General features: G+C 59.7%; 10 protein-coding genes. 6 read left to right on the forward strand and 4 right to left on the reverse strand.

Annotated elements, in window-relative coordinates; all coding sequences use genetic code 11:
* The first annotated feature begins 1 nt into the window (after position 1).
* The 5 genes from pcaG (at position 2) to pcaC (ending at position 4,615) form a co-directional block, all read left to right on the forward strand.
* Positions 2 to 568, forward strand: a complete 567-nt coding sequence (gene pcaG / locus KW846_RS23165) for a protocatechuate 3,4-dioxygenase subunit alpha (RefSeq protein ID WP_218485582.1) — start codon at positions 2 to 4, stop codon at positions 566 to 568.
* Between the two features lie 125 nt (positions 569 to 693).
* The gene (locus KW846_RS23170) at positions 694 to 1,998 is read left to right on the forward strand and encodes an MFS family transporter (protein WP_218485584.1); all 1,305 of its coding nucleotides are present in this window, start codon (positions 694 to 696) and stop codon (positions 1,996 to 1,998) included.
* Between the two features lie 45 nt (positions 1,999 to 2,043).
* On the forward strand, positions 2,044 to 3,408 hold the full coding sequence (locus KW846_RS23175; RefSeq protein WP_218485587.1) for a 3-carboxy-cis,cis-muconate cycloisomerase: 1,365 nt from the start codon (positions 2,044 to 2,046) through the stop codon (positions 3,406 to 3,408).
* A gap of 12 nt (positions 3,409 to 3,420) precedes the next feature.
* Entirely contained in the window at positions 3,421 to 4,212 is a 792-nt protein-coding gene (pcaD, locus tag KW846_RS23180) for a 3-oxoadipate enol-lactonase (protein WP_218485589.1), read from the forward strand.
* A gap of 10 nt (positions 4,213 to 4,222) precedes the next feature.
* A complete protein-coding gene (gene pcaC / locus KW846_RS23185; RefSeq protein WP_007976697.1) occupies positions 4,223 to 4,615 on the forward strand; it encodes a 4-carboxymuconolactone decarboxylase in 393 nt (130 codons plus the stop codon).
* A gap of 92 nt (positions 4,616 to 4,707) precedes the next feature.
* On the opposite strand, the gene KW846_RS23190 is transcribed toward pcaC, so the two are convergent.
* Complete coding sequence (locus tag KW846_RS23190; RefSeq protein WP_218485590.1) at positions 4,708 to 5,967, reverse strand: OprD family porin; 1,260 nt, start codon at positions 5,965 to 5,967, stop codon at positions 4,708 to 4,710.
* Positions 5,968 to 6,518: 551 nt separating this feature from the next.
* Between KW846_RS23190 and KW846_RS23195 the strand changes: the two genes are divergently transcribed.
* Positions 6,519 to 7,040, forward strand: coding sequence for a hypothetical protein (locus KW846_RS23195; RefSeq protein ID WP_218485592.1), 522 nt, complete (start codon positions 6,519 to 6,521; stop codon positions 7,038 to 7,040).
* A gap of 138 nt (positions 7,041 to 7,178) precedes the next feature.
* Here the strand turns inward: KW846_RS23195 and emhC are convergent, their stop codons facing one another.
* The 3 genes from emhC to KW846_RS23210 are packed head-to-tail and all read right to left on the reverse strand — an operon-like array spanning position 7,179 to position 12,961.
* A complete protein-coding gene (gene emhC / locus KW846_RS23200) occupies positions 7,179 to 8,639 on the reverse strand; it encodes an efflux RND transporter outer membrane subunit EmhC (protein ID WP_218485594.1) in 1,461 nt (486 codons plus the stop codon).
* Complete coding sequence (gene emhB / locus KW846_RS23205) at positions 8,639 to 11,800, reverse strand: efflux RND transporter permease subunit EmhB (protein WP_218485596.1); 3,162 nt, start codon at positions 11,798 to 11,800, stop codon at positions 8,639 to 8,641. The genes emhC and emhB overlap by 1 nt, the downstream gene beginning before the upstream one ends.
* Positions 11,801 to 11,803: 3 nt before the next feature.
* The gene (locus KW846_RS23210) at positions 11,804 to 12,961 is read right to left on the reverse strand and encodes an efflux RND transporter periplasmic adaptor subunit (protein WP_218485597.1); all 1,158 of its coding nucleotides are present in this window, start codon (positions 12,959 to 12,961) and stop codon (positions 11,804 to 11,806) included.
* Positions 12,962 to 13,146 lie beyond the last annotated feature (185 nt).

The following is a 13,146-nucleotide window of genomic DNA, read 5'->3' on the forward strand; positions in this document are numbered from 1 at the left end:
GATGACGCTGACTGCGACCACGTCCCACACCGTCGGGCCGTACTACCACATCGGCCTGACCTGGCTGAACCGCGAAGACCTGACCGTCGAACAAACCCTGGGCGAGCGCGTGGCGATCACCGGGCAAGTGCTCGATGGCAACGGCGACATCGTCAACGACGCGATGCTGGAAGTCTGGCAGGCCAATGCCGCGGGCAAGTATGACCATCCGGAGGACGACCAGGAAAAACCCCTGGACCCGAATTTCGAAGGCTTTGGCCGGGTGCCGGTGGATGCCGAAGGGCGTTTTCGTTTCACGACCATCAAGCCGGGAACGGTCGAGGGGCTCAAAGGCACGACTCAGGCACCGCACCTGGTGGTACTGGTGTTTGCCCGTGGTCTGGTGAAGCACCTGCTGACACGGATCTACTTTGATGGAGAGGCGGCCAACGTGAACGATCCGTTGCTGGAATACGTGCCGGCCGAGCGTCGCGGTACCTTGCTGGCCAGGAAGGATGCGTCGGGTGTTTATCAGTGGAATGTGATTCTGCAAGGCACTGATGCGGAGACGGTGTTCTTCGATTATTAAGATCCAGATCAAAAGATCGCAGCCCATGCCTTTGTAGGAGCTGCCGCAGGCTGCGATCTTTTGTGTGGAACGGGACTGTTGCAAAGTATGTCTAGACTCTCACTGTCCCCATTGAGTAGAAAACAATGACAACGACCACCGCTACACAACCGCTATATACCGGTGAGGAGCGCAGCAAGCGGATCTTCGCCATTGTCGGTGCCTCGTCCGGTAATCTGGTCGAATGGTTCGACTTTTACGTCTACGCCTTCAGTGCGCTTTATTTCGCGCCGGCCTTTTTCCCCTCCGACAACCCCACGGTGCAGTTGGTCAATACCGCGGGCGTGTTTGCCGCCGGGTTCCTGATGCGACCGATCGGTGGCTGGATTTTCGGTCGGTTGGCAGACAAGCACGGGCGCAAGAATTCGATGTTGATCTCGATTCTGATGATGTGTTTCGGCTCGTTGCTTATCGCTTGCCTGCCGACCTACAGCAGCATCGGGATCTGGGCGCCAGTCCTGTTGCTGTTTGCGCGTTTGCTCCAGGGCCTGTCGGTAGGTGGCGAGTACGGCACCACCGCCACCTACATGAGTGAAGTCGCCCTCAAGGGGCAGCGCGGTTTCTTCGCATCGTTCCAGTACGTGACGCTGATTGGCGGGCAACTGCTGGCGGTATTGGTGGTAGTGATCCTGCAACAGTTCCTCAGTGAAGAGGAGTTGCGTGCCTACGGTTGGCGGATTCCCTTCGTGGTTGGTGCCATGGCGGCGCTGGTTTCGCTGTATTTGCGTCGTTCGCTGAAAGAAACCTCCAGCAAGGAAATGCGCGAAAACAAGGACGCGGGCAGCATCAGCGCGTTGTTTCGCGACCATAAGGCAGCGTTCATCACCGTACTCGGCTACACCGCCGGTGGCTCGCTGATTTTCTACACCTTCACCACGTACATGCAGAAGTACCTGGTGAATACCGCCGGCATGCCGGCCAAGACCGCCAGCTACATCATGACCGGCGCGCTGTTCCTCTACATGTGCATGCAACCGGTCTTCGGCATGCTCGCCGACAAGATCGGCCGGCGTAACTCGATGCTCTGGTTCGGCGCCCTCGGCACACTGTGCACCGTGCCGATCCTGTTGAGCCTGAAAAGTGTCAGCAGTCCGTTCCTGGCCTTTGTGCTGATTACCCTGGCGCTGGCAATCGTCAGTTTCTACACCTCGATCAGTGGCCTGGTGAAAGCCGAGATGTTTCCGCCGGAGGTGCGTGCATTGGGTGTCGGCCTGGCGTATGCGGTGGCGAATGCGATCTTCGGTGGTTCGGCGGAGTATGTGGCCTTGAGCCTCAAGGCCGTGGGCATGGAAAACTCCTTCTACTGGTACGTGACGGTGATGATGGCGATAGCCTTCCTGTTCAGCCTGCGTCTGCCGAAACAGGCAAAGTATCTGCATCACGATCTTTGATTTTCTCGCGCGGGCTGTAGCGGCCCGCGCTTCCAGGAATTGTTTATGAACCAGCGACCGGGCAATCAATTGTTCGATGCCTATTTCACTGCCCGCGATATGCGTGACGTGTTCTGCGATCAGGGGCGGGTCCAGGCCATGCTCGATTTTGAAGCGGCACTGGCCCGGGCCGAAGCGCGGGTCGGGTTGATTCCGGCGAGTGCTGTCGCGCCGATCCAAGCGGCTTGCAGAGCCGGGCTCTACGACTTTGCGGCGTTGGGCGAGGCGATTGCCACGGCGGGTAACTCAGCGATTCCGTTGGTCAAGGCGCTGGGCAAGCAGATCGCTGCGCAGAATGCCGAAGCCGAGCGTTACGTGCATCTGGGGGCGACCAGCCAGGATGTGATGGATAGCGGCCTGGTGCTGCAATTGCGTCGTGCGCTGGAGTTGATCGAAAGCGATCTGGCGCAACTTGGGCAAACCCTTGCGACGCAGGCCGAACGATATGTGGCTACGCCATTGGCCGGGCGCACCTGGTTGCAGCATGCGACGCCGGTGACCCTCGGCATGAAAGTCGCCGGTTGGCTGGGCGCCGTGACCCGCAGTCGCCAGCGCCTGGCCGAATTGAAACCGCGTCTGCTGGTGCTGCAATTCGGCGGTGCGTCCGGCACCCTCGCGGCACTTGGCGAGCAGGCCATGCCGATTGCCCAGGCGCTGGCCGAAGAGCTGCAACTGACCTTGCCCGAGCAACCGTGGCACACCCAGCGCGATCGGGTGGTGGAGTTCGGCGCGGTGCTCGGGTTGATCGCCGGCAGTCTCGGCAAGCTGGGTCGCGACGTCAGCCTGCTGATGCAAACCGAAGCCGCCGAAGTGTTCGAACCTTCGGCGCCGGGCAAGGGCGGCTCCTCGACCATGCCGCACAAGCGCAATCCGGTGGGCGCGGCGGTGTTGATCGGCGCGGCGACGCGTGTACCCGGTTTGCTCTCGACATTGTTCAGCGCCATGCCTCAGGAACACGAGCGCAGTCTCGGCCTGTGGCATGCCGAGTGGGAAACCCTGCCGGAGATTTGCTGCCTGGTCTCGGGCAGCCTGCAGCAAGCGTTGCTGATCGCCCAGGGGCTGGAAGTGGATGCCGGGCGCATGGCGCACAACCTCGATCTGACCCAGGGCCTGGTGCTCGCCGAAGCGGTGAGTATTGTCCTCGCCCAACGGGTTGGCCGCGATACCGCACACCATCTGCTCGAACGCTGCTGCAAACGCGCGGTGGCCGAACAACGTCACCTGCGTGCGGTGCTCGGCGACGAACCGCAAGTGACCGCCGAACTGTCGGCGGCTGAACTCGATCATCTGCTGGACCCTGCCCATTACCTCGGCCAGGCCCAAACCTGGGTCGAGCGGGCGGTGGCCGAACATTCTGCATTGACTGCCTGAAGGAGAATTGCTGTGGCTTTTGTACAACTCGCCGAGGGCGAACTGCATTATCAACTGGATGGACCGGTCGATGCGCCGGTGCTGGTGCTGTCCAACTCCTTGGGCACCGACCTGCACATGTGGGACGCGCAAATCCCGGCGTTCTCCGAGCATTTTCGCGTGTTGCGTTTTGACACTCGCGGTCATGGCCAGTCATTGGTGACCCCGGGGCCTTACAGCATCGAGCAACTGGGCCGCGACGTGCTCGCCTTGCTGGATGCGTTGCACATCGAGCGCGCGCATTTCTGCGGCTTGTCCATGGGCGGGCTGATTGGCCAGTGGTTGGGGATCAATGCCGACGAGCGCCTGAACAAGCTGATCGTGTGCAACACCGCGGCGAAAATCGGCGATCCGTCCGTGTGGAACCCGCGTATCGAAATGGTCCTGCGTGATGGTCAGGCGGCCATGGTTGCCTTGCGCGATGCCTCGATTGCCCGCTGGTTCACTCCGGACTTCTCTGCCGCCAACCCGGCGGCGGCCAAGCAGATTACCGACATGCTCGCGGCCACTTCGCCCGAAGGCTATGCGGCCAATTGCGCGGCGGTGCGTGATGCCGATTTCCGCGATCGGTTGTCCTCGATCAAGGCGCCGTTGCTGGTGATTGCCGGGACCGAAGATGCGGTGACGCCGCCATCCGGTGGGCATTTCATTCAAGAGCATGTGCGCGGGGCCGAGTACGCCGAGTTCTACGCCGCGCATTTGTCCAACGTCCAGGCAGGCGATGCGTTCAGCGAGCGCGTGCTGGCGTTTCTGTCGGCTGATTGAGGGGATTTCCGTGGACGAAAAACAACGTTATGACGAGGGTATGAAGGTCCGTCGCGCGGTCCTTGGAGACGCGCATGTCGACCGCAGCCTGACGACCCTGACCGAGTTCAACTCGGAGTTTCAGGAGATGATCACCCGCCACGCCTGGGGCGACATCTGGACCCGTCCGGGCCTGCCGCGCCATACCCGCAGCCTGATCACCATCGCCATGCTGATCGGCATGAACCGCGAGGGCGAGCTCAAACTGCACCTGCGCGCCGCCGCCAACAACGGCGTGAGCCGTGGCGAGATCAAGGAAGTGATCATGCAGAGCGCCATCTACTGCGGCATTCCGGCGGCCAATGCGACCTTCCACCTGGCCGAGTCGGTGTGGGATGAGTTGGGGGTCGAGTCGCGGGAATAGGTTAGGGCTTAAAAAAGATCGCAGCCTGCGGCCGCTCCTACAGGAGGGTGTGAACCCCTGTAGGAGCTGCCGCAGGCTGCGATCTTTTGATTTTACAGCAGGCTGATCGGATAGCTGATGATCAACCGGTTCTCATCGAACTCGTTGTTGCTGTAATCCCGGCGCATGGTCGAGTTGCGCCATTTCAGATTCAGGTCTTTCAGCACGCCGCTCTGCACGGTGTAGCCCAGTTCCGATTCACGTCCCCATTCCTTGCCGTCGGTGACGCTGCCGGTGTGCACATTGTCGCCGCTGATATAGCGGTTCATCAGGGTCAGGCCAGGAATGCCGAGGGAGACGAAGTTGTAGTCGTGGCGCACCTGCCAGGATTTCTCCCGGGCATTATCGTAGCTGGAGTTGTAACTGTCGTTGGCCAGGGTGCCGCCGCTGGTGCCGTTGACCCGCATCCAGGCGCTGTCGCCGGTGAGTTTCTGCAGGCCGACGTAGAAGGTGTGGCCGCCGTATTTGGCCGAGAACAACCCGTACAGGGTTTTGTTGTCCAGCTCACCGGCCCGGGCGCTGCCGTCATCCTTACCGTAGAAGAAACCCAGGTTGGCGCCCAGGGTCCAGTCACCAAGCGGTTGGCTGTGGATCAGGTTGACGAACTGCTGGCTGTAGATGTCCTTGAGCTCGGCGTTCCACACACCAATCTGAGTGCGCTTGTCATTGAAAACGTACTCGCCGCCCTCGAAGTTGAAACGATCGGAGGTGAACGCGGCTTTGCCGGTCATCGACATGTCGCTCATGCTGCTGTCGTCGCGCGGGCTGTTCTGACGGAACTGGCCGCCGTAGAGCGTCAGGCCATCAATTTCCTTCGACGTGATCTGGCCGCCGCGGAAGGTTTGCGGCAGCGAACGACCATCGTCGGAACGCAGGATTGGCAGTACCGGCATCCATTCCCCAACCTTGATTTCGGTCTGCGACAGCTTCGCCTTGAACGCCACGTTGGTGCGGCCGAAGTTGTCGGCAGGGCGGCCGTCATGGTCCAGCGGCAGCAGTTGCGTCCCGCCGGTGCCTTTGCCGCCATCGAGCTTCACCGAATACAAGCCCAGCACATCCATGCCGAAACCTACGGTGCCCTGGGTGAACCCGGACTTGGCGTCGAGGATGAAACTTTGCGTCCACTCCTCAGCCTTGCTCTGGGCCTTGGTCGGGTTGGTGAAGTTGCGATTGATGTAGAAGTTGCGCAGGTTCAGGTTGACCTTGGCGCCCTCGACAAAACCCGATTCCTCGGCGCTGGCGGGCAGGGCCGCGCAGGCCAGGGCAATGGCGATCAGGCTGGGAACGAAGTACGGCGCGGGAGAAGGCGTCATGGGCTCGGGTCTCTCTAATTCTTGGGAATGAAACGGGGTAATGCCGCAACCCGGGGTTGCAGACGAACAGTCGAAATCATGAAAAGCGAAGCGAATCAGCCGGAGAGGGCAGGGCGCGGGGGCATGGTGTCGAACCTGTTGTTATTGGTTTTGTGGTTCGGATGGTGCGTGGAATGTACAGGATGGTTCAATTGCTGAAAGCAGGTTATGGGCGATTATCGAACGACAAAGAATCAAAAAATGCAGGTTCCGGCGGCTTAAATGATCAATGTAGGAGCTGCCGAAGGCTGCGATCTTTTGACCCAGGCTTTTCCAGGAGAACCGGCAGCATTCACATCTCTCCCGTCACCTCGCTCCGGTCGGCAATAGTGTTGGCTCAAATCTGAAAAAGTTGAACGGTTAATTGGAGAGGCAAACCGTTCAAAATCCATATAAATGAGCTGAATGTCAACCTGTCATATATGTCAGTTGTTCGTATAGAGCTTAGGGTTTAGCTTGCTTTTGCTGTGATGGGATTTTCTGTTTCTATTTTTACAGTGGGAGTAAGAACGATGAGTTCCATAGAGGCTAAAAATATCATCAATTCGGAAGATGAGTGGATTGGCGATGAGAAAAAGCAAGCGCAAAGGTTATTGGAGTATCAGGGGGTTCCTGAACGGCGCGGAAGAGTAAATGCGACCCTTCGCGTTGATCAGCCCAGTGATGCTCCGGGAACAGAGATTCAGCTTCGAAAGATGTATTTCTATCAGAACAAGGATACCCCCTCTTTTTTCCTGCTCGCCAAGGGTGAAGGTGAATATGAGGGAACGGAAGTGCGCCTCAGCGGTGATGACCTGGAGGTAGGAAAGCTATACACGATATCGCATGGGCTTAAGGACGTGGATGCGCGGTTCGACCGGGCAGGGCTCACAATCTATCCCCGTACGGTTCCCGAAGGAACGCTTACAATCAGATCTCTTGACTCCCAATCAATTGAAGGTTCTTTCAGATTTACTGTTTCTAACTGGGATCGTGAAGATAAAAAGGAGATTGATTTTTATTGCACGAATTTTGTGGTCAATCTTCAGGAATAAGTCGTTCTTTCGACTCGTATATGTACGGTTTGGAGTTTATAGTCGGTGGCAAACTTTCTGGGGTAAGTTGTAGGCGTAAAAAAGCCGCATCTCGAGACAACTCTGTCCCACGATGCGGCTTTTTTTGGCGCTAATTAATCAGAAATACTTCATCTTCGGCGCTTCTTCCTTCAACGGCTCGTTCTTCGCCGTCTGTTCGTTCCAGCCACCACCCAGTGCCTTGTACAGGTTGACCTGACTGATCAGTTGCGCCAGGCGATCGGTAATCAGATTCTGTTCGGAGTTGAACAGCTGACGCTGGGCATCGAGGAACGTCAGGTTGCTGTCGACACCGATGCGATAACGACGCTCGGCCAGGCGGTAGTAGTCCTGGTTGGCGCTGACCAGATTACGCTGTGCCTGTACCTGATCGGTGTAGGTCCCGCGTGCGGCCAGGCCGTCGGCGACTTCCTGGAAGGCCGTTTGAATGGACTTCTCGTAGTTCGCCACACCAATGTCTTTCTGGATCTTCGAGTAATCCAGGCTGGCGCGCAGGCTGCCGGCGTTGAAGATCGGCAGGTTGATCTGCGGCTGGAACAGCCAGGTACCCGAACCGCCCTTGAACAGGCCGGACAGGTCCGGGCTCAGGGTCCCGGCGTTGGCGGTCAGGCTGATGCTCGGGAAGAACGCTGCCCGTGCCGCGCCGATGTTGGCGTTGGCCGCCTTGAGGTTGTGCTCGGCCTGGAGGATGTCCGGACGACGTTGCAGCAAGTCCGACGGTAGGCCGGCCGGTACTTCGGCCAACAGATCGTCGTTCAACGGTTTGGCCGCTGGCAGGTTGGCCGGGACGCCGGTACCCAACAGCAGTACCAGGCTGTTTTCATCCTGGGCGACCTGGCGGGTGTAACGGGCCAGTTGCGCACGGGCGTTCTCCACCGAGGTCCGCGACTGCGCCAGGTCCAGGGCCGAGGCGACCCCCACTTCGTTGCTGCGCGCGGTGAGCTTGTAGCTCTCCTCGAACGCGGCGAGGGTGTCCTGGGTGACTTTCAGCAGTTCCTTGTCGGCCTGCCAGGTCAGGTAGGCGTTGGCGACGCTGGCCACCAGGCTGAGCTGCGTGCTGCGCCGGCCTTCTTCGGTGGCGAAGTACTTCTGCAACGCTTCCTCGTTCAGGCTGCGAACCCGGCCGAACAGGTCGAGTTCGTAGGCGTTGACGCCAACCGTTGCGGAGTAGGAACTGGTGATGCCGGCTTCGCCGGTCTGCGACGCGTTAGCCGGAAGGCGCTGACGGCTGCCGGTGCCGTTGGCCGAAACGGCCGGGAACAGGTCGGCGCGGGAGATGCGGTACTGAGCCGCAAAGGCGTCGATGTTCAGGGCCGCGACACGCAGGTCACGGTTGTTTTCCAGGGCGACCTGGATCAGCTGTTGCAGCGCCGGGTCGTGGAAAAACTGCTTCCAGCCCTGCTCGGCTGCCGTTTGCGCCGGTGCCTGGGCCGGCGAATACGCCGGGCCCTGCGGGTATTGCCCCGCCACCGGTGCTTCAGGCTGCTGATAATCTGGTATCAGCGAGCAGCCACCGAGCACGAAGGCGGCGACTGCCAGGGAGAGTAGCGACTTGCTCATTAGCCAGCCTCTTTAGGAGTTTCAGTAGCGTCATCCGGGTCGGCAATCTTACGCTGGCCAATGGACGACACGGTGACGAAGAACAGCGGGACCCAGAAGATCGCCAGCACAGTGGCCGTGATCATACCGCCGATCACGCCGGTACCGATTGCATGCTGGCTACCCGAACCTGCGCCCGTGGATATCGCCAGTGGTACCACACCCAGAACGAAGGCGAGGGAGGTCATGATGATCGGTCGCAGACGCATGCGGCAGGCTTCGATTGCCGCGTCGCGCAGGCTACGCCCCTGTTCGTGCAGTTCCTTTGCAAATTCGACAATCAGAATGGCGTTTTTCGCCGCCAGGCCGATAGTCGTCAACAGGCCTACCTGGAAATACACGTCGTTGGACAAACCGCGCAGGCTGGTGGCCATCAGTGCACCGATGATCCCCAGCGGTACCACCAACATCACCGCGATCGGAATCGACCAGCTTTCATACAGCGCCGCCAGGCACAGGAACACCATCAGCAGCGACAGGGCGTACAGCGCCGGCGCTTGCGAGCCGGACAGACGTTCCTCGTACGACAGGCCGGTCCAGGAAATACCGACACCAGCTGGCAATTTCTTGGCAATGGCTTCGACTTCGAGCATGGCTTCGCCGGTGGAGTAACCCGGTGCCGGGGCGCCGAGGATTTCCATCGCTTCCACGCCGTTGTAACGGGCCAGTTTCGGCGAACCGTAGATCCACTCGCCTTTGGCGAATGCCGAGAACGGCACCATGGTTCCCTGGGCGTTGCGCACGTACCACTTCTGCAAGTCTTCAGGGCCCATTCGAGAGCCTGGCTGGCCTTGCACGTAAACCTTCTTCACCCGACCACGGTCGATGAAGTCGTTGACGTAGCTACTGCCCAGGGCAATCGACAGGGTGTTGTTGATGTCGGCGATGGTAATGCCCAGGGCACTGGCCTTCTCGTCATCGATTTCCAGTTGGTATTGCGGTTCGTCGTTCAGGCCGTTCGGACGCACCTGAGACAGGATCTTGCTTTGTGCGGCCATGCCAAGGAACTGATTGCGCGCTTCCATCAGTTTTTCGTGACCGATACCGGCGCGGTCCTGCAGGAACACGTCGAAACCGGTGGCGTTACCCAACTCCAGTACCGCCGGTGGTGCAAAGGCGAACACCATGGCATCGCGGAAGGTGAAGAAGTGCTGCTGGGCACGGGCCGCCACCTTGAACACGTTGTTGTCGGCGTTACGTTCGTCCCACGGACGCAGCATGATGAACGCCATACCCGAACTCTGGCCACGGCCGGCGAAGTTGAAACCTGTCACGGTAAACACCGAGTTCACCGCATCGCCTTCGCCGCCATCCTTGCCCGGGCGCAGCAGGAATTCACGCATTTCATCCACGACCACCTGGGTACGCTGGGCTGTGGAGCCGGCCGGGGTTTGCACCTGGGCGAACAGTACACCCTGGTCTTCTTCCGGCAGGAACGCCGTCGGAATGCGGGTGAACAGCCAGATCATGCCCACCACGATCAGCAGGTACGCCAGCAGGTACGGGATCTTGCGCTGCAGGATATTGCCTACACCGCGTTCGTAGCCGCGAACGCCGCGGTCGAAATTGCGGTTGAACCAGCCAAAGAAACCACGCTTGGGTACGCCGTGCTCGCCTTTCGGAATCGGCTTGAGCATGGTGGCGCAGAGCGCCGGGGTGAAGATCAACGCAACCAGTACCGACAGGGCCATGGCCGAAACGATGGTGATCGAGAACTGCTTGTAGATCACACCGGTGGAACCGCTGAAGAACGCCATTGGCAGCAGAACCGCCGACAACACCAGGGCGATACCGACCAGTGCGCCCTGGATCTGACCCATGGACTTCTTGGTGGCTTCTTTCGGTGACAGGCCTTCTTCGCTCATCACCCGTTCGACGTTTTCCACCACGACGATGGCGTCGTCCACCAGCAAGCCGATGGCCAGCACCATACCGAACATGGTCAGGGTGTTGATGCTGAAACCGGCGGCCGCGAGGATCCCGAATGTACCGAGCAATACCACCGGCACGGTCATCGTGGTGATCACGGTGGCGCGGAAGTTTTGCAGGAACAGGAACATCACCAGGAACACCAGCGCGATCGCTTCGACCAGGGTGTGAACCACACCTTTGATCGACTCGGTCACCACCGGCGTGGTGTCGTACGGGAACACCACTTCCATCCCTTGCGGGAAGAAGGGCTTGAGGCTGTCGATGGTCGCGCGCAGGGCCTTGGCGGTATCGAGCGCGTTGGCACCGGTGGCCAGTTTCACCGCCAGGCCGGAAGCCGGGGCGCCGTTGAACTGGGCGTTGATGCTGTAGTTCTCGCCACCCAGACCGACTTCGGCAACATCTTTGAGGCGAACCTGGGAGCCGTCCTTGTTGACCTTGAGCAGGATCTTGTCGAATTGCTCCGCGGTCTGCAGGCGGGTCTTGCCGATGATCGTCGCGTTCAACTGGGTGCCGGGCAGGGCAGGCAGGCCGCCGAGCTGACCGGACGAGACCTGGACGTTTTGCGCCGCGATGGCGGTTTTTACGTCGATCGGGGTCAGGTTGTATTTGTTCAACTTGGCCGGGTCGAGCCAGATACGCATGGCGTACTGCGAACCGAACACCTGGAAGTCGCCGACACCCGCGGTCCGCGAAATCGGGTCTTGCATGTTCGACACGATGTAGTTGGACAAGTCGTCCTTGGTCATGCTGCCGTCACGCGACACCACGCCGATCACCAGCAGGAAGTTCTTCACCGCCTTGGTGACGCGGATACCTTGCTGTTGCACTTCCTGCGGCAGCAGCGGGGTGGCCAGGTTCAGCTTGTTCTGCACCTGAACCTGTGCGGTGTCGGAGTTGGTGCCTTGCTCGAAGGTCGCGGTAATGGTCATGGTGCCGTCGGAGTTACTTTCCGACGAGACATAACGCAGATTGTCGATACCGTTGAGCTGTTGCTCGATCACCTGAACCACGGTGTCCTGTACCGTTTGTGCCGAAGCACCCGGGTAAGTCACGGAAATGGCGATCGCCGGAGGCGCAATGCTCGGGTACTGGTTGATCGGTAACCGCAGGATCGATAGTGCCCCGACCAACATGATCACCAGGGCAATTACCCAGGCGAAAATCGGACGGTCGATAAAAAATCTCGACATGGTTTACTCCCCTTTTCCGCCAGAGGCTTTATCAGCTGTCTGAGCGGGGGCCGGGCTCTTTACGGCTACGTTGGTCGCTTCACTGGCCTTGACTTCGATGCCGGGTTTGACGAATTGCAGACCTTCGGTGATCAGGCGATCGCCGGCCTTCAGGCCGTCTTCGATCAGCCACTGGTTGCCGACGGTGCGGTTGGCCTTGAGTTGACGCAGTTCGACCTTGTTGTCCGGGCCGACAACCAGAGCGGTCGGGGTGCCCTTGAGGTCGCGGGTCACGCCTTGCTGCGGGGCCAGGATCGCCGCGCTGTTCACACCGGCCAGCAACTTGGCGTGCACGAACATGCCAGGCAGAAGGGTGTGGTCAGGGTTCGGGAAAATGGCGCGCAGGGTGACGGAGCCGGTGGTCTGGTCAACCGAGATTTCGGAGAATTCCAGCTTGCCGTCCAGCTTGTAATCGCTGCCGTCTTCCAGGGTCAGCTTGACCGAGGCCGCGTTGTCGCCGGCTTTTTGCAGGCGACCGCTTTCCAGCTCGCGGCGCAGCTGCAACAGCTCGACCGAAGACTGCGTCACGTCGACGTAGATTGGGTCGATTTGCTGAATCACCGCCATCGCATCAACCTGGGCATTGCTGACCAGCGCGCCTTCGGTCACCGAGGAGCGGCCGATGCGGCCGGTCAGCGGGGCATAGACCTTGGTGTAGCGCACGTTGATCTGTGCGGTTTGCAGTGCGGCTTCCGATTGCAGGCGGTTGGCCACGGCGGTGTCGTATTCCTGACGGCTTACAGCCTGCTCGTCGACCAGTTGCTTGTAGCGGTCGGAAATCGATTTGGTCGAGCGCAGGTTGGCTTCGGCGCTTTTCAATGTCGCTTCATAGACCGACGGATCGATCTGATAGAGCTGCTGGCCGGCCTTGACGTCGCTGCCTTCCTTGAACAGGCGCTTGAGAATGATGCCGTTGACCTGAGGACGGACTTCGGCAATGCGGAACGCACTGGTACGGCCGGGCAGATCGGAGGTCAGGGTGAATGATTGCGGTTGCAGAGTCACGACGCCGACCTGAGGGGGTGGGGCGGCCGGTGCTGCCTCTTCCTTTTTGCATCCGCTGAGCAGCGATGCCAGGGCGACGGCGGCGACCAGAGCGGTAACAGCTGGCTTGAATTGCATGAAAATCCTCGGGTCAGGCGCGCAACGTGCGCACTAGAAAGGTGGAAGGTTGAAATATGGTTGCCGAGTGGATAAGTAGCTTGCTAAGTAATATACTTACGTACATGGCTGTTTGTAAATACCCGGGCTGCGTATCCACGTCGTTACAGAAGCCGTTACACAAGCCGTTGAAAGGTTGGAATTGT

The sequence above is a fragment of the Pseudomonas sp. PDM32 genome, from assembly GCF_019219225.1.
GTDB classification, from domain to species: Bacteria; Pseudomonadota; Gammaproteobacteria; order Pseudomonadales; family Pseudomonadaceae; genus Aquipseudomonas; species Aquipseudomonas laurylsulfatiphila.